Here is a 21081-nt window from a genome sequence, read left to right on the forward strand (position 1 = left end):
CGGGAGTCCGGAGCCGGGCGGACGGTCGTGCGACCGTCCGCCCGGACACCGCCTAGAAGGGCCGGTCGCCCGCGATGGCGACGCGTTCGGCGACGCGGCGCTGCGGCGCGTAGTCGTCCACCGCGTAGTGCTGCGTGGCGCGGTTGTCCCAGAACGCGATGTCGCCGGGCTGCCAGCGGAACCGCACCTGGTACTCGGGTACGTGCGCCTGCTGCACCAGTTCGCGCAGCAGCGCGTCGCTCTCCGCCCGCGGCATGCCCGTGATGTGCGTGGTGAACGAGGTGTTGACGAACAGCAGCTTGCGGCCCGTCTCCGGGTGGGTGCGCACCACCGGGTGCTCCACGGGCGGGAACTCGTCCTGGAGCGGCACCAGTCGGTCCGGCCCGTAGAAGCGGACGAAGCCGGGGATGAAGTCGTGCACCGCGGTGGCGCCGTCGATCCGCGCCTTCACGGAGTCCGACAGGTTGTCGTACGCGCAGGCCATGTCGGCCCACATGGTGTCCCCGCCGACCGGCGGCACCTCGCGCAGCTGCAACACGGCGCCCAGCGCGGGACGTTCACGGAAGGTGACGTCGGCGTGCCAGACGTTCTCGTACGTGGGGGTGGCGCTGCCGCCCTTGTCGAAGCGGACGACGTCGTCGGAGGAGCCGCGGGCCAGCAGCGGGTTGGTCTCCAACTCGCCCCAGTGGAGGGCGAAGTCGCGCTGCTGCTCGGGGGTCAGGTGCTGGGCGCGGAAGAACAGCACCTTCCACTCCAGCAGCGCGCGGTTCAACTCCTCGCGCAGCGCCGGGCCCAGCGGCCGGGAGAGGTCGACGCCGCTGATCTCGGCGCCGATCACCCGGCCCTGCGGCGTCAGTTGGAAGAGTTCGTACGGGCGGTCCTGCCAGTCCTCGGGAACGCGGCGCAGGGTGCGACGGCCCTCGTAGATGCCGCCGCCCGGGATGGGGGCGGGACGCAGCCGGGGCGCGGGGGTGGGGGAAGCGGTGTCGGCGCGGGACGTCACGGGACGCGGGTCGGTCAGGGACACGGAGCTCTCCTGGCGGCAGTGGTGGATGAAGACGTCGAAGCGGATGAAGGCGCTGACGTGCCGCAGCTAGAGACCGGACCGCTCACACCCGTAACGGACCGGGACACCGAGGGTGCTGGCCGCATATGACGAGTGCTGCATGATCATGCGAACATTCTGGGGATCGGCCGTGTGCGCTGTCAATGGTGGGGTACGCGGGGTGGTTGGTGTGATTGCTCACCGTGCCCGTGGCATGTGCCGACCGTACGGGCGGTCCCCGTACGGGAGTTGGCGGGTGCCGGGCACAACGGCAGGAGCCCCCGCCGGGGCGGGGGCTCCTTGGTGGTGCTCACACAGTGAGGTGATCAGACGGGAGTGACGTTCTCCGCCTGCGGGCCCTTCGGGCCCTGGGTCACGTCAAAGTTCACCTGCTGGTTCTCCTCGAGGGAGCGGAAGCCGGTGGCGTTGATCGCGGAGTAGTGGACGAACACATCGGGACCGCCGCCGTCCTGGGCGATGAAGCCGAAGCCCTTTTCAGCGTTGAACCACTTGACGGTTCCGGTAGCCATAAGCCCTCCCTGGGCCTATAAGGGTCGCCCTGCTCCAGATCCTGCAAGAAGTCTGAAAATGACGAGAGCCCGCGGTCACATGCTCCGCAGGCTCTGTACTGCAAGGGAAACCAAACTGCAACTTGCGGCGAGCCTAGCACGGTGAAGCTGTGGCGCGGAAGTGCTGAAGATCTGTCGGTGGCGAACACCTCCCCGTACCCGCCCCGTCCCTGGCCAGGAGGGGTCCGTGAGGGCCCGTGGGGACCCGTCCGCCGTACGGTGCCCCGCCGGGCGTACGCTCCGGAGTGTGACAGCACAGCCGAGAATCCGACCGCGCGTAGGACACATCGAGTTCCTCAACTGCCTGCCCCTCTATTGGGGTCTCGCACGCACCGGCACCCTGCTCGATCTGGAGCTGACGAAGGACACTCCCGACCGGCTCGGTGAACTGCTGGTGAACGGAGATCTCGATATCGGGCCCGTTTCGCTGGTCGAATTCCTGCTCAATACGGACGATCTCGTGGCCCTCCCCGATATCGCGGTCGGCTGCGACGGCCCCGTCATGTCCTGCGAGATCGTTTCCCGCGGCCCGCTGGAACGGCTGGACGGCGCGCGCGTCGCGCTCGGCTCCACCTCGCGCACCTCCGTACGCCTCGCGCAGCTGCTCCTCGCGGAACTGCACGGCGCCCGCCCGGACTACTACACCTGCCCGCCCGACCTCACGCGCATGATGGCCGAGGCCGAGGGCGCCGTGGTGATCGGTGACGTCGGCCTCCGCTCCTACCTGCGGGCCCTGCCCGAACCGGGCCTGGACGTGCACGACCTCGGCCAGCTGTGGAAGGACTGGACGGGCCTGCCGTTCGTCTTCGCCGTGTGGGCCGTGCGCCGCGACTACCTGGAGCGCGAGCCGGAGATCGTACGGGCCGTGCACCAGGCGTTCCTCACCTCCCGCGATCTGTCGCTGGAGGAGGTCGCGAAGGTCGCGGAGCAGGCGTCGCGCTGGGAGCCCTTCGAGGCGAACGTGCTGGAACGCTACTTCACGACCCTCGACTTCCGGCTGGGCGCCGAACAGCTCGCCGGTATCCGCGAGTTCGCCCGCCGTACGGGCCCCGACCTGGGCTACCCGGCCGACGTACGGGTGGAGCTGCTGGACACCCCCTGACACCCGCGACGGTACGGCGGCGTCCCCGCGCGTCCCCGCTTTCCCGTACGGCCGAGCCCGACGGCGTTCTAAGCTGGTGCGGCACGCCATGGGGCCAGGGGGAGGTCGCTCACGATGCAGCCGCTCGACGCCGACGATCCGCGGACGATCGGTGAGTACCGGCTGCTGCGGCGGCTCGGCGCGGGCGGCATGGGACGCGTGTACCTGGGCCGCAGCCCCGGCGGCCGTACGGTCGCCGTGAAGGCCGTGCATCCGCGCTTCGCCGAGGACGGGGAGTTCCGCGAGCGCTTCCGGCGCGAGGTCGACGCCGCCCGCAGGGTCGGCGCGGCGCCGCCGGGCGGCGGGCTCGCCTGGACCGCGCCCGTGCTGGCCGCCGACCCGGACGCGCGGGTGCCGTGGGTCGCCACCGCGTACGTCGCGGGCCCCACCCTCCAGCAGGCGGTCGCGGACCACGGCCCGCTGCCGGAGGCGACCGTACGGGCGCTGGGCGGCGGGCTCGCGGAGGCGCTGGCGGCGGTGCACGGGCTGGGTCTCGTGCACCGGGACGTCAAGCCGTCGAACGTGCTGCTCACGCTGGACGGTCCCCGGCTCATCGACTTCGGCATCTCCCGCGCCACCGACGGCACTTCGGCCCTCACCTCGACGGGCGTCTCGATCGGCTCGCCCGGCTACATGTCGCCCGAGCAGGTGCTCGGCGGGGGCGGGGTCGGGCCCGCGTCGGACGTGTTCTCCATGGGCGCGGTGCTGGCGTACGCGGCGACGGGCGGCGCCCCGTTCCCCGGCGACAGCTCGGCGGCGCTGCTCTACAAGGTCGTGCACGAGGAACCGGAACTGGGCGCCCTGGACGGCGGGTTGCGCGCCCTGGTCGAGGAGTGCCTCGCGAAACGGGCGGCGGACCGACCCGACCCGGCGGCCGTGGCGGGGCGCCTGGCGGGCGGTACGGGCGCGGGCGGTACGGGCGCGGGTGGCGGCGACCGTACGGGCGGCGGCTCCGGCGGTGGTACGGGTGGCGGTGGCGGCGCGAGCGGGCTGATCCGGTCCGGCTGGCTGCCCGGCCCGCTGGTCGAGGAGGTCAGCCGGAGCGCCGTCGCGCTGCTGGACCTGGAACCGGAGGAGCAACGGGAGGCGCCCTCCGGGCTGGTCCCCTTCACGCGGGGCTCGCGCGCCCCCGCCGAGGCGGGGGACGGTGCCGGCGCGGGTTCCGGGGACGCCGCCGCGCGCGCCGCCGCCGGGGCGTGGCCGACCGCCCCGTCGCCCCCGCCCACCTCGCCGCCGCCCACCTCGCCCCCGCACGGCACGCCCGCGCCCGTACCGCCCGTACCGGCCCGGCCGCCCGCCGTACCGGACGCGCCGGCCGCGCCGCCGCCCCGGCGCGGCCGGTTCTCCGTGTCCGCCGACGCCGCGGCGCACACCACCGCGTCCGCCACCGAAGGGGGCCCGCGCGGACGGCAGTTGAGCTGCACGCTCGTCCTGTCCGTCGCCGGTGCCCTGGCCGTCGCGCTGCTCACCAGCACCTTCGTGTTCGACCTGCTGCCGTACGGCGGCGGGGGCACGCACAACGACAAGTCCTCCGGCGCCGAGAACCCCTCCGCCACCGACGAACCCTCGCCGGGCGCGCCCACCGACGGCGGGACCAGCGGCGGCGAGACGGACGACACCGCGACCCCGGACCGGGAGCCCACGCCGACCGGCAGCGGCCCCGTACCCGCCGCGTTCGTCGGCCGCTGGCGCGGCGCGGTGACGACGGACAGCGGGCTGCCCGGCGGCACGCTCACCGTCACCATCCGGGAGGGCGCGGCGGGCGACCCCGTCGCCACCGGCAGCTTCGAGCTGGCGGGCCTGGCCTGCCCCACGACCTGGACGCTCGCCGGGACCGCGCCCGACCGGCTGCGCGTGGACGCCGCCCCCGGGGAGGACGACGACGGGGGCGACGACGACGGCGCCGCCTCCGCGCCGCAGTGCGCCGAGGGCGGCGCGGACGAGGAGTTCACGCTCCGGAAGAACGGCACTCTCCGTTACGAGTCGCACGACGAGGAGAGCGGGAACTCCGCGGGGACACTGCGCAAGATCGGCTGATCGGCCTGGCGTACGCTGGCCCGGTCCTCACCGCCACCACGAAGGGACGCATCGGTGCCCGAGAACGCCGACCTCCAGTCCGTACTCGACCGCGCCGCCCAGGGTGGCCGCGTCACACCCGAAGAGGCGCTCGACCTCTACCGCTCCGCGCCGCTGCACGCGCTGGGCAGCGCCGCCGACGCGGTGCGGCGCAGGCGGTACGCGGGTACGGAGCACATCGCGACGTACATCATCGAGCGGAACATCAACTACACCAACTCCTGTGTCACCGCCTGCAAGTTCTGCGCGTTCTACGCCGCGCCCAAGAGCGACAAGGTGTGGGTCCGCGACCTGGACGACATCCTGCGGCGGTGCGCCGAGACGGTGGAGCTGGGCGGCACCCAGATCATGTTCCAGGGCGGGCACCACCCGGACTTCGGCGTCGAGTACTACGAGGAGCACTTCGCCGCGATCAAGCAGGCGTACCCGCAGCTGGTGATCCACTCGCTGGGCGCGTCCGAGGTCGAGCACATGGCGCGGATCTCCGGTGTGACGCCCGAAGAAGCGATCCGCCGCATCCACGCCGCCGGGCTGGACTCGTTCGCGGGCGCGGGCGCCGAACTGCTCCCGGCCCGCCCCCGGAACGCCATCGCCCCGCTCAAGGAGTCCGGCGAACGCTGGCTGGAGATCATGGAGACGGCGCACGGCCTCGGCGTCGAGTCCACGTCCACCATGCTGATGGGCACCGGCGAGACCAACGCCGAGCGCATCGAGCACCTGCGCATGATCCGCGACGTGCAGGACCGTACGGGCGGCTTCCGCGCCTTCATCCCGTACACCTACCAGCCGGAGAACAACACGCTGAAGGGCCGTACGCAGACGACCCTCTTCGAGTACCTGCGGCTGATCGCCATCGCCCGCATCTTCTTCGACAACGTCGCCCACATCCAGGGCTCCTGGCTGACCACCGGCAAGGAGGTCGGCCAGCTGTCGCTGCACTACGGCGCGGACGACCTCGGCTCGGTGATGCTGGAGGAGAACGTCGTCTCGTCGGCGGGCGCCAAGCACCGCTCCAACCGCATGGAGCTGATCGACCTCATCCGCAAGGCGGGACGCGTACCGGCGCAGCGCGCGACCACGTACGAGCACCTGGTCGTGCACGACGACCCGGCGAACGACCCGGTGGACGACAAGGTCGTCTCGCACTTCTCGTCCACGGCGATCGAGGGCGGCACCGCGCACCCGGAGCTGAAGCTCGTCGACGCGGACTGACACCGACCGCGTCCCCTCAGCTGCCACGCACCCCGCCCCGCGCCGCCCGTACGGCACGGGGCGGCTGCGTGTCGCGCGCGCGGGAGGTGAACAATGGGGCGCGTGACCCGCGCATCCCTGGACAAGCAGCCGCAAGAAGTCGCCGCGATGTTCGACGACGTCGCCGAGCGCTACGACCTCACCAACGACGTGCTCTCCCTCGGGCAGGCACGCCTCTGGCGCCGGGCGGTCGCCCGCGCCGTCGAGGCCCGACCGGGGGAGCGGGTGCTCGACCTGGCGGCCGGTACGGCGACGTCGTCGCTGCCGTTCGTCGACGCGGGCGCGTACACCGTGCCGTGCGACTTCTCCCTCGGCATGCTCGCGGCGGGCAAGCGGCGGCACCCGTGGCTGCCGCTGACGGCCGGGGACGCGACCCGACTGCCGTTCCGCGACGGCGTGTTCGACGCCGTGACGATCAGCTTCGGGCTGCGCAACGTGCAGGACACCGACGCCGCCCTCGCGGAGATGCTGCGGGTGACGGCGCCGGGCGGGCGCGTCGTCATCTGCGAGTTCAGCCACCCGACGTGGGCGCCGTTCCGCACCGTCTACACCGAGTACCTGATGCGGGCCCTGCCGCCGGTCGCGGACCGCGTCTCCAGCAGCCCCGACGCGTACACCTACCTCGCGGAGTCCATCCGCGCCTGGCCCGACCAGCCCGCGCTCGCCCGCAGGCTCCAGCAGGCGGGCTGGGGCAGGGTGGCCTGGCGGAACCTGTCGGGCGGGATCGTCGCCCTGCACCGCGGCACGCGCCCGGCGGCCTGACGCCGCACCGTACGGGCCGCTGCCCAGCCCCCGCACCCCGCCCCGTACCCGAACGCCGCCCCGCCTGGGTCGTCCGGAGACGGGCGCCGTGCCGCCCCGCGACGCCGGTCCCCGTACGGGCCCTCATAGACTGTGCGTGTCCAGTGCACGGGCCATTGGGGTCTCCCCGTCGAAGATCCGGGGGAAGGGCCGGCCGGCACCGCCACCCAGTCTCCGGGAGACCGACGTGACCGAGCCCCTGTCCAAGGTGCCGTCCGAGCAGCGCGCCGACGTGATCGTCGTCGGCGCGGGACCGGCCGGTTCCACGACCGCCTACCACCTCGCCCGCGCCGGACTGGACGTCCTGCTGCTGGAGAAGACGTCCTTCCCGCGCGAGAAGGTCTGCGGCGACGGACTCACGCCGCGCGCCACCAAGCAGCTGATCGCCATGGGCATCGACATCTCCGAGGAGGCGGGCTGGCTGCGCAACAAGGGCCTCCGCATCATCGGCGGCGGCCAGCGCCTCCAGCTCGACTGGCCGGAGCTGGCCAGCTACCCGGACTACGGACTCGTGCGCAAGCGCGACGACTTCGACGAGCAGCTGGCCCGCCAGGCCGAGAAGGCGGGCGCCCGCCTCTACGAGCGGTGCAACGTGGGCGACCCGGTGCTGGACGAGCGTACGGGCCGCATCATCGGCGTCGAGGCGAAGCTCGGCGAGCCGGGCACCGCGTCCAAGGACAAGACGGCCGTCACCTTCCGGGCCCCGCTGGTGGTCGCCGCCGACGGCAACTCCACCCGCCTGTCGCTGAAGATGGGCCTGCACCGGCGTGAGGACCGCCCGATGGGCGTCGCCGTCCGTACGTACTTCACCTCGCCCCGGCACGACGACGACTACCTGGAGTCCTGGCTGGAGCTGTGGGATCGGCGCGGCGCCGAGGACCGGCTGCTGCCCGGCTACGGCTGGGTCTTCGGCATGGGCGACGGCACCTCCAACGTCGGCCTGGGCGTGCTCAACACCTCCTCGTCCTTCCAGGAGCTGGACTGGCGGGAGGTCCTCAAGGCGTGGTGCGCGTCGATGCCGGAGGAGTGGGGCTACACCCCCGACAACCAGCAGGGGCCGATCCGCGGCGCCGCCCTCCCCATGGCGTTCAACCGCCAGCCGCACTACACCCGGGGCCTGGTGCTGGTCGGTGACGCGGGCGGGCTGGTCAACCCGTTCAACGGCGAGGGCATCGCGTACGCCATGGAGTCCGGCCAGATGGCCGCCGAGGTCATCACGCAGGCCCAGGGCCGCCGGACGCCCGCACAGCGCGAACTGGCCCTGCGCGGCTACCCGAAGGCCCTCAAGGACACCTACGGCGGCTACTACACGCTGGGCCGCGCCTTCGTGAAGCTCATCGGCAACCCGCAGGTGATGAAGCTCGCGACGGAACGCGGCCTCAGCCACCCGATGCTGATGCGCTTCACCCTGAAGATGCTCGCCAATCTCACCGACCCCACGGGCGGCGACAGCATGGACCGCATCATCAACGGCCTCTCGAAGGTGGCCCCGAGGGCGTGACGCCCGTACGCGAGAGCCGGTCCCCGGGACGTTCCGGGGACCGGCTCTCGCGTGCCGTACGGGTGGTGCGGGTCGTGCGGGTGGTTCAGAGGACGCGGGTCGCGGTCGTCGGCGGGTAGTCCGAGAGGGCCTGCTGGACGACGCCCTTCGACGGGTTCGCCGCGTCGATGTACTGGCCGTCGCCGACGTACACGGCCACGTGGTACGCGCTGCCGGTGCCGCCCCAGAAGAGGAGGTCGCCGGGCTGGGCCGAACTCACCGGGATCTGCGTGCCGGTGGTCGACTGGTCCTGCGAGACGCGCGGCAGGTCGATGCCGACCTGCTTGAACGCGGCCAGGGTCAGCCCGGAGCAGTCGTACGCGCTGGGGCCGGTCGCCCCGGAGACGTACGCCTTGCCGAGCTGCGCGCGCAGGAAGCTGATGACCTCGGCGGCGCTGCCCGTGGCGTTGGACGGCGCGGGGGCCGACGCGGCGTCCGGGGCGTCGGCGGCGCTCAGCGTGGTGCGTTCGGCGGTACGGGACGCCTGCTCGTCGGCCTTCCGCTGGGCCTCCGCCCGGCGGGCCTCCTCGGCCTTGCGGTCGGCCTCGGCCTTGGCGTCCTTGGCCTGCTCCGCCGCCTTGTCCGCGGCGGAGTCCCGGGCCGCGTCCAGCTCGTACCGGAGGGCGGACATGGCGAGCGAGTCCGCGGTGCGCTGCGCCGTCTCGGGCAGCTCGGCGGTCAGGGTGGGGAGTTGGGCCGTGGTCTCGGGGGCGGTGTTCTGGCCGCCCGCCGAGTGGTCGGTGGACGAGGGCGAGGCGGCGCCGGTCGTCACCGCGATGGTGCCGAGGACGCCACCGGCAACTCCGGCGCGCAGCGCCAGCGTCTTCCTGGACCGGGAGCGGGGCTTCCGGTGGCTGGGTATGTGAGCGGTCTGGGACATGGGTACTGGCTATCAGGGCCGCGGGGGTGCCTTCAATAAGAGTGGGATGCGCCACATTGCGGCCGTGACGGGCGAGTTGGGCCCCTGTCGATCTTCCCCCGGGACCTCCGCGCCGACACCCCAATGCCCGAATACGGGCCTGTGTCCTGGCAGTTGTCCCGAAAGGGCGAATCGCCGCGACGGCATATCACGTACGGATAACGGAGGCAAAGAAGGCGGCGGCTGCCGCGAGTTGGGGTGGCGCAGCTCACGACGCGTATCCGAACTACCGGCGCAAAACCCGTCATTGGGCGCCATACACCGCATCCTGGCTTGTGCGGTCATTCACGACCTCCCGTGACATGGCGCGTTCTGACGCCCTCCGGTGGCGCGTTCCCGTACGTTGCCGCCGGTGCCGAACGTGCCCTGTGGAGCGGCCCGGAGAGCCTTCCGGAGCGTGTGCGCGGGCGCCCTCCGTACCACTCGATCGCGAATTTGCCACCGCAGCCGGGAAGTTGACGTAATACGCCGACGCACGCCGTTCACCTGCCGTTCACGTCATCGGCCGGGAAAGCGCGACCACTTCGCGTACGCAGACGAACACGCGGCCGTCGACATGATCGTCCTACGGGTGGCAGAGATCACAAAGCCCGTTGTCGTACCCCGTGTCGCAGGTCACAGAGTGCCGGGCATAGGATGCTCCCCCAGGGCTTGTGAACTGCCTCACATAGAAGCGATCTTCGTGGGGAGCACCACCTGCCCGGTGGTCAGCGGATGTCAGTGTCGACGCCCCTCGGCTCTGACGGCCCGGGAAACGCCCCTGCAGGGGTCGACTGGAAGGAGCGAGGAGCGGTGAACGCGTACGCGCCCATCCTTGTACTGGGGGGCATCGGAGCCGCCTTTGCCATCTTCTCCGTGATCGCGGCCTCGGTCATCGGCCCCAAGCGCTACAACCGCGCCAAGCTTGAGGCGTACGAGTGCGGGATCGAGCCGACGCCGCAGCCGGAGGGTGGCGGCCGCTTCCCCATCAAGTACTACCTGACGGCGATGTTGTTCATCGTCTTCGACATCGAAATCGTCTTCCTCTACCCGTGGGCCGTCTCCTTCGACGCCCTGGGGATCTTCGGGCTCGTGGAGATGCTTCTCTTCGTGCTCACCGTCTTCGTCGCCTACGCGTACGTGTGGCGGCGCGGCGGGCTGGAATGGGACTAGGTGCATAAGTAATGGGACTCGAAGAGAAACTGCCGAGCGGCTTCCTGCTCACCACCGTCGAGCAGGCCGCCGGGTGGGTCCGCAAGTCGTCCATGTTCCCGGCGACCTTCGGACTCGCCTGCTGCGCCATCGAGATGATGACGACGGGCGCCGGCCGGTACGACCTCGCCCGGTTCGGCATGGAGGTCTTCCGCGGCTCGCCCCGACAGGCGGACCTCATGATCGTCGCCGGCCGGGTCAGCCAGAAGATGGCCCCCGTCGTGCGGCAGGTCTACGACCAGATGCCGAACCCCAAGTGGGTCATCTCGATGGGCGTCTGCGCCTCGTCCGGCGGCATGTTCAACAACTACGCGATCGTGCAGGGCGTCGACCACATCGTGCCCGTCGACATCTACCTGCCCGGCTGCCCGCCGCGCCCCGAGATGCTGCTCGACGCGATCCTCAAGCTCCACGAGCACGTCCAGGGCGAGAAGCTCGGCGTCAACCGCGAGCAGGCGGCGCGTGAGGCGGAGGAAGCCGCGAGGAAGGCGCTCCCGACGATCGAGATGAAGGGGCTGCTGCGGTGAGCGAGCAGGACCGCCGTAACGACGGGGCCAACCCCGACCAGGAACTCAACGCCGAGAACCTCCCCGGCAACCGCGGCGACGGCGGCGAGGTCATCGGCGTACGCCGCGGCATGTTCGGCGCGAAGGCGGGCGGTGACACCTCCGGCTTCGGGGGCCTCGTCCGCACGGTGCGGCTGCCCGGCGGCACGCGGCGTCCGTACGGGCCGGGCCCGGAGGCCGGCTGGTTCGACGAGGTGGCCGACGAGCTGGAGGGCGCGCTCGACGAGCAGGGCCTGCTCCCCGAGAACGTGATCACCAAGACGGTCGTCGACCGCGGTGAACTCACGTTCCACATCGAGCGGGAGCACCTGCCGCGGGTCGCGCGCACGCTGCGCGACGATCCCGCGCTGCGCTTCGAGTACTGCGCCGGTGTCAGCGCCGTGCACTTCCCGGAGGACCGCGGGCGCGAGCTGCACGCCGTCTACCACCTGCGGTCGCTCACCCACAACCGGCTGATCCGGCTGGAGGTCACGGTCCCCGACGCGGACCCGCACATCCCGTCGATCGTCGAGGTGTACCCGACGAACGACTGGCACGAGCGCGAGGCGTACGACTTCTTCGGCCTGATCTTCGACGGGCACCCCGCCCTGACGCGGATCATGATGCCGGACGACTGGCAGGGCTTCCCGCAGCGCAAGGACTACCCGCTCGGCGGCATTCCCGTCGAGTACAAGGGCGCCCAGATCCCGGCTCCCGACCAGCGGAGGTCGTACAGCTGATGTCCACACCAACGAGGCACGCCACCGCGGGTATCCGCGAGACCACCGAGGGCACCGTCTACGACGTGACCGGTGGCGACTGGGACGAGCTGGCCGCCGCCGCTGCGAAGAGCGACGACGAGCGCATCATCGTCAACATGGGCCCGCAGCACCCGTCCACGCACGGCGTGCTCCGGCTCATCCTGGAGATCGACGGCGAGACGGTCACCGAGGCCCGCTGCGGCATCGGCTACCTGCACACCGGGATCGAGAAGAACCTCGAGTACCGCACGTGGACGCAGGGCACGACCTTCGTGACGCGCATGGACTACCTCACGCCGTTCTTCAACGAGGCGGCGTACTGCATGGCGGTCGAGAAGCTCCTCGGCATCGAGGACGACATCCCCGACCGCGCGAACGTCATCCGCGTACTGCTCCAGGAGCTGAACCGGCTCTCGTCGCACCTGGTCTGCGTCGCCACCGGCGGCATGGAGCTGGGCGCCACCACCGTCATGATCTTCGGCTTCCGCGACCGCGAACTGGTCCTGGACCTCTTCGAGTTGATCACCGGGCTGCGCATGAACCACGCGTTCATCCGCCCCGGCGGCCTCGCCCAGGACCTGCCGTCCGGCGCGGTCGACGCACTCCGCGAGTTCGTCAAGAAGATGCGCAAGAACCTGCCGGAGTACGACAAGCTCGCCACCACCAACCCCGTCTTCAAGGCGCGGTTGCAGGACATCGGCTACCTCGACCTGGCCGGCTGCATGGCCCTCGGCGCCACCGGCCCGATCCTGCGCTCCGCCGGGCTGCCGCACGACCTGCGCAAGGTCCAGCCGTACAGCGGCTACGAGACGTACGACTTCGACGTGCCGACCGTGGACACCTGCGACAGCTACGGCCGGTTCCTCATCCGGATCGAGGAGATGCGGCAGTCGCTGCGCATCATCGAGCAGTGCATCGACCGGCTGGAGCCGGGCCCCGTGATGGTCGGCGACAAGAAGATCGCCTGGCCCGCGCAGCTCGCCCTCGGCCCGGACGGGCTGGGCAACTCGCTCGACCACATCAAGAACATCATGGGCACCTCCATGGAGGCCCTGATCCACCACTTCAAGCTCGTGACCGAGGGCTTCCGGGTCCCGCCGGGCCAGGCGTACGCCGCCGTGGAGTCCCCCAAGGGCGAGCTGGGCGTGCACGCCGTGAGCGACGGCGGCACCAGGCCGTACCGCGTGCACTTCCGCGACCCGTCGTTCACCAACCTCCAGTCGATGGCGGCGATGTGCGAGGGCGGCCAGGTGGCCGACGTCATCGTGGCCGTCGCGTCCCTCGACCCCGTGATGGGAGGCGTCGACCGATGACGGATGTGTCACTCGGCATGCCCGAGCTGCCCGCGCCCGACTACCCGGCGGACGTACGGACGCGGCTGGAGGCCGACGCGAAGGAGATCATCGCGCGCTACCCGGACAGCCGGTCGGCGCTCCTGCCGATGCTGCACCTCGTGCAGTCGGAGGAGGGCCACGTCACCCGCACCGGGCAGAAGTTCTGCGCCGAGATGCTCGACCTGGCCACGGCCGAGGTGAAGGCGGTCGCGACCTTCTACAGCATGTACCGCCGCAAGCCGTCCGGTGACTACCAGGTCGGCGTCTGCACCAACACCCTCTGCGCCGTCCTCGGCGGCGACGAGATCTTCGAGGACCTCCAGCGGCACCTCGGCGTCGGCAACAACGAGACGACCGACGACGGCAAGGTCACCCTCGAACACATCGAGTGCAACGCCGCCTGCGACTTCGCGCCCGTCGTGATGGTCAACTGGGAGTTCTTCGACAACCAGACGCCCGACAGCGCCCGCCGTCTCGTCGACGACCTGCGCGCCGGGAACGACGTGCAGCCGACGCGCGGCGCGAAGATCTGCACGTTCAAGGAGACGGCCCGCATCCTGGCCGGCTTCCCGGACGAGCGCCCCGGAGCCGTCGAGGCGACCGGCGGCGCCGGTCCCGCCTCGCTCGCCGGACTGCGGCTGGCCAAGGGCGACACCGGCGGCCGCGTCGTCACCCCGCGCGGCCCCGCGCCGACGGGCGGCCAGCCGCCCGAGCGGCTCAGCTCGCACGACGCGCCGCAGGACAACGCGCCGTCCGACCCGAAGAACCCGACCGGGCCGGTCACCGAGGAGGGCCAGTCATGACCACCGAGTCTCCCGAGAAGGTGCTGACGCCGGTCCTCTCGGCGTTCTGGGACCAGCCGGACGCCTGGACGCTGGACACCTACCGCCGCCACGACGGCTACGAGGGCCTGCGCAAGGCGCTCGCCATGCCGCCGGACGACGTCATCGCGTACGTCAAGGAGGCGGGCCTGCGCGGCCGTGGCGGCGCGGGCTTCCCCACCGGCATGAAGTGGCAGTTCATCCCGCAGGGCGACGGCAAGCCGCACTACCTCGTGGTGAACGCGGACGAGTCCGAGCCCGGCACCTGCAAGGACATCCCCCTCCTCTTCGCCAACCCGCACTCCCTGATCGAGGGCATCGTGATCGCGTGCCACGCGATCCGCTCCGAGCACGCCTTCATCTACCTCCGTGGCGAGGTCGTCCCCGTCCTGCGCCGCCTGCACCTCGCGGTGCGCGAGGCGTACGAGGCGGGCTACCTCGGGCCGGACGCGCTCGGCCCCGGCAAGCCGCTGGACCTCACGGTGCACGCGGGCGCGGGCGCGTACATCTGCGGTGAGGAGACGGCGCTCCTCGACTCCCTCGAAGGACGACGCGGTCAGCCCCGGCTGCGCCCCCCCTTCCCGGCGGTCGCGGGCCTCTACGCCTGCCCCACCGTGGTGAACAACGTCGAGTCCATCGCGTCGGTTCCCGCGCTCATGCACAAGGGCAAGGAGTGGTTCCGCTCCATGGGCAGCGAGAAGTCCCCGGGCTTCACGCTGTACTCGCTGAGCGGCCACGTCGCCACCCCCGGCCAGTACGAGGCGCCGCTCGGCATCACGCTGCGCCAGCTGCTGGAGATGAGCGGCGGCATGCGCCCCGGACACCGGCTCAAGTTCTGGACGCCCGGCGGTTCCTCGACACCGATGCTCACCGAGGAGCACCTCGACGTGCCCCTCGACTACGAGGGCGTCGGCGAGGCCGGTTCGATGCTGGGCACCAAGGCGCTCCAGTGCTTCGACGAGACCACCTGCGTCGTACGGGCCGTGACCCGCTGGACCGAGTTCTACGCCCACGAGTCCTGCGGCAAGTGCACGCCCTGCCGCGAAGGGACGTACTGGCTCGTCCAGTTGCTCCGCGACATCGAGGCGGGCAAGGCGACCATGTCCGACATCGACAAGATCGACGACATCGCCGACAACATCAACGGCAAGTCCTTCTGCGCCCTCGGTGACGGCGCGGCATCCCCGATCTTCTCGTCGCTCCAGTACTTCCGCGACGAGTACGAGCAGCACGTCACCGGCCGTGGCTGCCCCTTCGACCCGGCCGCCACCACGGTCTGGGCCGACGACAAGACCGCTCACCTGGAGGTGACCGCGTGACCGTCACGACCGACGCCAAGACCTCCGGTGGCGGGGAGGGCCCTCCGCCGGAGGATCTCGTCTCGCTGACCATCGACGGAGCGCAGATCAGCGTGCCCAAGGGCACCCTGGTGATCCGCGCCGCCGAGCAACTGGGCATCGAGATCCCGCGCTTCTGCGACCACCCGCTGCTCGACCCCGCGGGCGCCTGCCGCCAGTGCATCGTCGAGGTGGAGGGCCAGCGCAAGCCGATGGCCTCCTGCACCATCACCTGTACCGACGGCATGGTGGTCAAGACGCAGCTCAGCTCGCCCGTGGCCGAGAAGGCCCAGCGCGGGGTGATGGAGCTGCTGCTCATCAACCACCCGCTGGACTGCCCCGTCTGCGACAAGGGCGGCGAGTGCCCGCTCCAGAACCAGGCGATGGCCACCGGCTCCGCCGAGTCCCGCTTCGAGGGCCGCAAGCGGACGTTCGAGAAGCCCGTACCGATCTCGACGCAGGTGCTGCTCGACCGCGAGCGCTGCGTGCTCTGCGCCCGCTGCACCCGCTTCTCCAACCAGGTCGCGGGCGACCCGATGATCGAGCTGCTCGAACGGGGCGCCCTCCAGCAGGTCGGCACCGGCGAGGGCGACCCCTTCGAGTCGTACTTCTCCGGCAACACCATCCAGATCTGCCCCGTCGGCGCCCTCACCTCCGCCGCGTACCGCTTCCGCTCCCGCCCGTTCGACCTGGTCTCCTCGCCCAGCGTCTGCGAGCACTGCGCGGGCGGCTGCGCGACCCGTACGGACCACCGCCGCGGCAAGGTCATGCGGCGGATGGCGGCCGAGGACCAGGAGGTCAACGAGGAGTGGCTGTGCGACAAGGGCCGCTTCGGCTTCCGCTACGCGCAGCGCCCCGACCGGCTCACCACCCCGCTCGTACGGGACCCGGAGACCGGTGAACTGGCCGAGGCCAGCTGGCCCGAGGCACTGGAGGCGGCCGCCCGCGGCCTGGCCGCGGCCCGCCGGGACGGCGGCGTCGCCGTGCTGACGGGCGGCAGACTCACGTACGAGGACTCGTACGCGTACGCCAAGTTCGCGCGCGTCGCCCTCGGCACGAACGACATCGACTTCCGCGCGCGCGTGCACACCGCCGAGGAGGCCGACTTCCTCGCGGCCCGGGTCGCCGGGCGCGGCCGGGACCTCGACGGCGCCGGACTCACGTACACCGCCCTGGAGAAGGCCCCGGCCGTGCTCCTCGTCGGCTTCGAGTCCGAGGAGGAGGCGCCCGGCGTCTTCCTCCGGCTGCGCAAGGCGTACCGCCGCCACGGGCAGCGCACGTACGCCCTCGCCACGCACGCCACCCGCGGCCTGGAGAAGGCGGGCGGCACGCTGCTGCCCGCCGCCCCCGGCACCGAGACCGAGTGGCTGGACGCGCTGTCCGGCGGCGTCGGCCTCGACCCGGCGGGCGAGGGCGCGGCGGAGGCGCTGCGCGCCGAGGGCTCCGTGATCATCGTCGGGGAGCGGCTCGCCGCCGTCGCCGGCGGGCTCACCGCCGCCGTACGGGCGGCCGCCGCCACCGGCGCGCGGCTCGTCTGGATCCCGCGCCGGGCCGGTGAGCGCGGCGCCGTCGAGGCGGGCGCGCTGCCGGGCCTGCTGCCCGGCGGGCGGCCCGCGACCGACGCGCGCGCACGCGACGAGGTCGCCCGGGTCTGGGGCCTGCCCCGGCTCCCGGAGGGCCGCGGACGCGGGACGGACGGGATCGTGGCGGCCGCGGCCGCCGGTGAACTCGGCGGACTCGTCGTCGGCGGCGTCGAACCGGCCGACCTGCCCGACCCGGCTGCCGCCGTCGCCGCGCTCGACGCGGTCGGCTTCCTCGTCAGCCTGGAGCAGCGGCCCTCGGAGGTCACCGAGCGGGCGGACGTCGTCCTGCCGGTCGCCGCCGTCGTCGAGAAGACCGGCACGTTCCTCAACTGGGAGGGCCGCGCGCGGACGTTCGAGGCCGCGCTGAAGCCCGACCAGATGACGCGCCGTCACGTACAGCCCGACGGCCGGGTGCTGCACATGCTCGCGGACGCCCTCGGCGACCCCGTCGCGCTGCCCGACGTGCACGCCATCCGCCGCGAACTGGACCTGCTCGGCGGTTGGGACGGCCCGTACCCGGACGCCCCGCAGGAGCGGTCCCGCCCGCTGCCGCAGCCCGGCAAGGGCGAGGCCGTGCTCGCCGGGCACCGGCTGCTGCTCGACCAGGGCCGCATGCAGGAGGGCGACGAGGCGCTGACCGGTACGCGGCACGCCGCCGTCGTACGGCTCGCGCCGCGCACCGCCGACGAGGCCGGGGTACGGGACGGCGAGCTGGTCGCGGTCACCGGACCGGCCGGGCACGTGACGCTCCCGCTCCGGGTCACCGACCCGATGCCCGAGCACGTCGTCTGGCTGCCGCTCAACTCCGTGGGCGGCGGCGCCCACCGCGACCTGGGCGCCGTACCCGGCACGCTCGTCAAGCTCGCACCCGCCGTACCGGACGGCACCGCCGTACGGGACACCGCCGCCGGGTCCGAGGGATCGAAGGAGGTGGACGCGTGATGCAGGGAACCCTGCCGGGCACCGTGCCCGGCTACGTGGTCGCCGCCGAGGACCTGTCGGCCTTCGGCACCGACCCGTGGTGGCTGATCGCCATCAAGGCGGTGTTCTGCTTCGCCTTCCTGATGCTGACCGTGCTCCTCTGCATCGTGCTGGAGCGCAAGGTCGTCGCCTGGATGCAGCTGCGCATCGGCCCCAACCGGCACGGTCCGTGGGGCATGCTCCAGTCGCTGGCCGACGGCATCAAGCTGATGCTGAAGGAAGACATCATCGTCAAGGGCGCCGACAAGGCGGTCTACATCCTGGCGCCGATCGTCGGCACCATCCCGGCCTTCATGGCCATCGCGGTGATCCCCTTCGGCCCGCCCGGCAACGAGGTGTCGATCCTCGGCACCCGTACCGCCATGCAGCTCACCGACCTGCCGGTGGCCGTGCTCTACATCCTGGCCACCTCGTCCATCGCCGCGTACGGCGTGGTCCTCGCGGGCTGGTCGTCCAACTCGACGTACCCGCTGCTCGGCGGCGTACGGGCCACGGCCCAGGTGATCAGCTACGAGGTCGCCATGGGCCTCAGCTTCGCCGCCGTGTTCCTCTACTCCGGGTCGATGTCGACGTCCGCGATCGTGGCGGAGCAGGACGAGCGCTGGTTCGCGGTGCTGCTGCCGATCTCGTTCCTGATCTACCTGGTGTCGATGGTCGGTGAGGCCCACCGGGCCCCGTTCGACATGCCGGAGTCCGAGGGCGACCTCGTCGGCGGCTTCAACACCGAGTACTCGTCGATCAAGTTCGCGCTGTTCATGCTCACCGAGTACGTCCACATGGTCACGGTGTCCGCCCTCGCGGTCACCCTGTTCCTGGGCGGCTGGCGGGCCCCGGCGCCGATCTCCACGTACTGGGAGGGCGCGAACCACGGCTGGTGGCCGATGCTCTGGTTCGTGCTCAAGCTGCTCATGCTGCTGTTCGGCTTCGTCTGGATCCGGGCCGCGCTGCCGCGCGTGCGCTACGACCAGTTCATGCAGCTCGGCTGGAAGGTCCTCATCCCCGTCTCGATGGTCTGGCTGATGCTGGTCGCGACCGTACGGGCCATGCGGAACGAGAACTACTCCTTCACCGACGTCATCTACTGGGTCGGCGGACTCGTCCTCGCCCTGCTGCTGGTCTCGTTCCTCGTGGACGTCTTCCGCGAACGCGGCGAGAAGGCACGCGAGGCCGAACGCGAGAAGGAGCTGGCCGAGTCCGGCGGACCGGCCTTCGACCCGATGGCCGGCGGCTACCCGGTGCCCCCGCTGCCGGGCCAGACGCTGCCCGCCGCGCCGCGCCGCCCGTCCCGCGCGAAGCGGGACCGGGAGCTGGTCGGTACGGCGGCGGAGCCGGCGGAGTCCGGCGGCTCCTCCGAGAGCAACACAGGGACCTCCCAAGGAAGGGGGAGCGACGATGCCTGAGAACCCCCTGGGCGGCTTCGGCGTGACCTTCAAGGCCATGTTCAAGAAGCGGCTGACCGAGCAGTACCCGGAGTACAAGAAGCCGACGGCGCCCCGCTTCCACGGGCGCCACCAGCTGAACCGGCACCCCGACGGGCTGGAGAAGTGCGTCGGCTGCGAACTGTGCGCCTGGGCCTGCCCGGCGGACGCGATCTACGTCGAGGGCGCGGACAACACCGAGGAGGAGCGCTACTCCCCGGGCGAGCGCTACGGCCGCGTCTACCAGATCAACTACCTGCGCTGCATCCTGTGCGGCCTGTGCGTCGAGGCGTGCCCCACGCGGGCACTGACCATGACGAACGAGTACGAACTCGCCGACTCCTCCCGCGCGTCGCTCATCTACACCAAGGAAGAGCTGCTCTCGGGTCTCCAGGAGGGCATGGTCGACTCGCCGCACGCGATCTTCCCGGGCATGACCGAGAAGGACTACTACAACGGTCTGGTCACCGAGGCGGCCCCCGGCACCGTGCAGCAGGAGCCGCACTCCGGGGACAAGCTGAACGAGGAGCCGCAGCCCGCGGAGACCACCTTCGGTGCCGCCGAGCCCGCGGCCGCGGAGGCGGTGAGCGAGAAGTGAGCACCACCCTCGCCGCCGCCAGCACCGCCACCTCCACGGGCGAGGCCGTGCAGTTCTGGGTGCTCGGCACCGTGGCGGTGCTGGGCGCGCTCGGCACCGTACTGATGCGGCGGGCCGTGCACGCGGCCCTCTGCCTCGCCGGCACCATGATCATCCTGGCGGTCTTCTACCTCGCCAACGGCGCGTACTTCCTGGGCATGGTCCAGGTCGTCGTCTACACGGGCGCCGTGATGATGCTGTTCCTCTTCGTGCTGATGCTCGTCGGCGTCTCCACCAGCGACACGCTGGAGGAGACCATCAAGGGCCAGCGCTGGCTGGCCGTCGCCGCCGGACTCGGCTTCGGCGTCCTCCTCGTCGGCGGCCTCGGCAACGCGTCGCTCAGCACGTTCAACGGCCTCGCGGAGGCCAACGCCGAGGGCAACGTGCAGGGGCTGGCCCGCCTGGTCTTCACCAAGTACGTCTTCGCCTTCGAGATCACCGGCGCCCTGCTCGTCACCGCCGCCGTCGCCGCCATGGTGCTCACGCACCGCGAGCGTACGGAACGCCGGTCGACGCAGCGGGAGATGGCCGAGAAGCGCGTACGCGAGAACCGCCAGGTCCCGCCGCTGCCCGCGCCCGGCGTCTACGCCCGCCACAACGCCGTGGACATCCCCGGCCTGCTGCCCGACGGCAGCCCGTCCGAACTGACCGTCAACCCGACGCTGCGCGGCCGCGGCCAGGTCCGCGACGTGTCCGACGAGGCGCTCGCCGACCTGGCGGCGCTGGAGCAGCGCACGCAGGAGTACCTGGAACGGGGCGAGCGCCCCGCGGGGAACGCGGGCCGCGACGCCGACGGCTCCGGCGACAGGGATAAGGAGAAGGCCAAGTGAACCCGGTCAACTACCTCTATCTCGCGGCGCTGCTGTTCACCATCGGCGCCGCCGGGGTGCTGGTCAGGCGGAACGCCATCATCGTCTTCATGTGCGTCGAGCTGATGCTGAACGCGAGCAACCTCGCGCTGGTCACCTTCTCCCGCCTGCACGGCAACCTCGACGGCCAGATCATGGCGTTCTTCACCATGGTCGTCGCCGCCGCGGAGGTCGTGGTCGGTCTGGCGATCATCGTGACGTTCTTCCGCTCCCGCCACTCGGCCTCGGTCGACGACGCCAGCCTGATGAAGCTGTAAGGAGT

19 protein-coding genes are annotated in these 21081 nt (G+C 71.5%); 16 read left to right on the top strand and 3 right to left on the bottom strand.

The genetic code is table 11. The annotated features are described in order from the left end of the window. Positions 1-52 precede the first annotated feature (52 nt). On the bottom strand, positions 53-928 hold the full coding sequence (locus D7M15_RS17570; protein ID WP_121520937.1) for a TauD/TfdA family dioxygenase: 876 nt from the start codon (positions 926-928) through the stop codon (positions 53-55). 443 nt (positions 929-1371) lie between these two features. Then, complete coding sequence (locus D7M15_RS17575) at positions 1372-1575, bottom strand: cold-shock protein (RefSeq protein WP_031008279.1); 204 nt, start codon at positions 1573-1575, stop codon at positions 1372-1374. Between the two features lie 286 nt (positions 1576-1861). On the opposite strand from D7M15_RS17575, the gene D7M15_RS17580 reads away from it, so the two are divergent. The 5 genes from D7M15_RS17580 (at position 1862) to D7M15_RS17600 (ending at position 8384) form a co-directional block, all read left to right on the top strand. After that, positions 1862-2716, top strand: a complete 855-nt coding sequence (locus D7M15_RS17580) for a menaquinone biosynthesis protein (RefSeq protein ID WP_121518387.1) — start codon at positions 1862-1864, stop codon at positions 2714-2716. A gap of 114 nt (positions 2717-2830) precedes the next feature. After that, entirely contained in the window at positions 2831-4792 is a 1962-nt protein-coding gene (locus tag D7M15_RS17585) for a serine/threonine-protein kinase (RefSeq protein WP_121518388.1), read from the top strand. A 54-nt stretch (positions 4793-4846) separates the two neighbouring features. Continuing rightward, on the top strand, positions 4847-6043 hold the full coding sequence (gene mqnC, locus D7M15_RS17590) for a cyclic dehypoxanthinyl futalosine synthase (protein WP_121518389.1): 1197 nt from the start codon (positions 4847-4849) through the stop codon (positions 6041-6043). Between the two features lie 102 nt (positions 6044-6145). Beyond that, the gene (locus tag D7M15_RS17595; protein ID WP_121520939.1) at positions 6146-6844 is read left to right on the top strand and encodes a demethylmenaquinone methyltransferase; all 699 of its coding nucleotides are present in this window, start codon (positions 6146-6148) and stop codon (positions 6842-6844) included. Between the two features lie 175 nt (positions 6845-7019). Next, positions 7020-8384: a geranylgeranyl reductase family protein gene (locus D7M15_RS17600; protein ID WP_121520941.1), complete on the top strand. Its 1365-nt coding sequence runs from the start codon at positions 7020-7022 to the stop codon at positions 8382-8384. Positions 8385-8469: 85 nt separating this feature from the next. Here the strand turns inward: D7M15_RS17600 and D7M15_RS17605 are convergent, their stop codons facing one another. Beyond that, positions 8470-9303 carry a C40 family peptidase gene (locus D7M15_RS17605; protein ID WP_121518390.1) on the bottom strand — a complete coding sequence of 278 codons (834 nt, stop codon included), beginning with the start codon at positions 9301-9303 and terminating at the stop codon, positions 8470-8472. A gap of 831 nt (positions 9304-10134) precedes the next feature. Here D7M15_RS17605 and D7M15_RS17610 point away from each other — a divergent pair. Genes D7M15_RS17610 through nuoK form a run of 11 tightly spaced genes read left to right on the top strand, consistent with a single transcriptional unit; the run spans position 10135 to position 21076 of the window. Next, on the top strand, positions 10135-10494 hold the full coding sequence (locus D7M15_RS17610) for an NADH-quinone oxidoreductase subunit A (RefSeq protein ID WP_121518391.1): 360 nt from the start codon (positions 10135-10137) through the stop codon (positions 10492-10494). A gap of 11 nt (positions 10495-10505) precedes the next feature. Further along, a complete protein-coding gene (locus D7M15_RS17615) occupies positions 10506-11060 on the top strand; it encodes an NADH-quinone oxidoreductase subunit B (RefSeq protein ID WP_121518392.1) in 555 nt (184 codons plus the stop codon). Next, the gene (locus D7M15_RS17620) at positions 11057-11818 is read left to right on the top strand and encodes an NADH-quinone oxidoreductase subunit C (RefSeq protein WP_121518393.1); all 762 of its coding nucleotides are present in this window, start codon (positions 11057-11059) and stop codon (positions 11816-11818) included. The genes D7M15_RS17615 and D7M15_RS17620 overlap by 4 nt, the downstream gene beginning before the upstream one ends. Then, a complete protein-coding gene (locus D7M15_RS17625; RefSeq protein WP_121518394.1) occupies positions 11818-13152 on the top strand; it encodes an NADH-quinone oxidoreductase subunit D in 1335 nt (444 codons plus the stop codon). The genes D7M15_RS17620 and D7M15_RS17625 overlap by 1 nt, the downstream gene beginning before the upstream one ends. Then, positions 13149-13976 carry an NADH-quinone oxidoreductase subunit NuoE gene (nuoE, locus tag D7M15_RS17630; RefSeq protein WP_121518395.1) on the top strand — a complete coding sequence of 276 codons (828 nt, stop codon included), beginning with the start codon at positions 13149-13151 and terminating at the stop codon, positions 13974-13976. The genes D7M15_RS17625 and nuoE overlap by 4 nt, the downstream gene beginning before the upstream one ends. Continuing rightward, on the top strand, positions 13973-15313 hold the full coding sequence (nuoF, locus tag D7M15_RS17635) for an NADH-quinone oxidoreductase subunit NuoF (RefSeq protein ID WP_121518396.1): 1341 nt from the start codon (positions 13973-13975) through the stop codon (positions 15311-15313). The genes nuoE and nuoF overlap by 4 nt, the downstream gene beginning before the upstream one ends. After that, a complete protein-coding gene (locus D7M15_RS17640) occupies positions 15310-17856 on the top strand; it encodes an NADH-quinone oxidoreductase subunit G (RefSeq protein WP_121518397.1) in 2547 nt (848 codons plus the stop codon). The genes nuoF and D7M15_RS17640 overlap by 4 nt, the downstream gene beginning before the upstream one ends. Further along, on the top strand, positions 17856-19295 hold the full coding sequence (gene nuoH / locus D7M15_RS17645; protein WP_121520943.1) for an NADH-quinone oxidoreductase subunit NuoH: 1440 nt from the start codon (positions 17856-17858) through the stop codon (positions 19293-19295). The genes D7M15_RS17640 and nuoH overlap by 1 nt, the downstream gene beginning before the upstream one ends. After that, the gene (nuoI, locus tag D7M15_RS17650; RefSeq protein ID WP_121518398.1) at positions 19288-19911 is read left to right on the top strand and encodes an NADH-quinone oxidoreductase subunit NuoI; all 624 of its coding nucleotides are present in this window, start codon (positions 19288-19290) and stop codon (positions 19909-19911) included. Before nuoH ends, nuoI begins: the two co-directional genes overlap by 8 nt. Then, complete coding sequence (locus D7M15_RS17655; RefSeq protein WP_121518399.1) at positions 19908-20780, top strand: NADH-quinone oxidoreductase subunit J; 873 nt, start codon at positions 19908-19910, stop codon at positions 20778-20780. Before nuoI ends, D7M15_RS17655 begins: the two co-directional genes overlap by 4 nt. Beyond that, positions 20777-21076, top strand: coding sequence for an NADH-quinone oxidoreductase subunit NuoK (gene nuoK / locus D7M15_RS17660; protein WP_121518400.1), 300 nt, complete (start codon positions 20777-20779; stop codon positions 21074-21076). Before D7M15_RS17655 ends, nuoK begins: the two co-directional genes overlap by 4 nt. Positions 21077-21081: the final 5 nt, after the last annotated feature.

This window comes from Streptomyces sp. Z26, from assembly GCF_003665095.1.
In the GTDB taxonomy this organism is placed as follows: domain Bacteria; phylum Actinomycetota; class Actinomycetes; order Streptomycetales; family Streptomycetaceae; genus Streptomyces; species Streptomyces phytohabitans.

Bases quoted from the DNA above. Each gene is read 5' to 3' on its own strand.
- D7M15_RS17575 (WP_031008279.1), bottom strand. From the start codon at position 1,575: ATGGCTACCGGAACCGTCAAGTGGTTCAACGCTGAAAAGGGCTTCGGC.
- D7M15_RS17585 (WP_121518388.1), top strand. From the start codon at position 2,831: ATGCAGCCGCTCGACGCCGACGATCCGCGGACGATCGGTGAGTACCGG.
- D7M15_RS17605 (WP_121518390.1), bottom strand. From the start codon at position 9,303: ATGTCCCAGACCGCTCACATACCCAGCCACCGGAAGCCCCGCTCCCGG.
- D7M15_RS17615 (WP_121518392.1), top strand. From the start codon at position 10,506: ATGGGACTCGAAGAGAAACTGCCGAGCGGCTTCCTGCTCACCACCGTC.
- D7M15_RS17625 (WP_121518394.1), top strand. From the start codon at position 11,818: ATGTCCACACCAACGAGGCACGCCACCGCGGGTATCCGCGAGACCACC.
- nuoE (WP_121518395.1), top strand. From the start codon at position 13,149: ATGACGGATGTGTCACTCGGCATGCCCGAGCTGCCCGCGCCCGACTAC.
- nuoF (WP_121518396.1), top strand. From the start codon at position 13,973: ATGACCACCGAGTCTCCCGAGAAGGTGCTGACGCCGGTCCTCTCGGCG.
- nuoH (WP_121520943.1), top strand. From the start codon at position 17,856: ATGCAGGGAACCCTGCCGGGCACCGTGCCCGGCTACGTGGTCGCCGCC.
- nuoI (WP_121518398.1), top strand. From the start codon at position 19,288: ATGCCTGAGAACCCCCTGGGCGGCTTCGGCGTGACCTTCAAGGCCATG.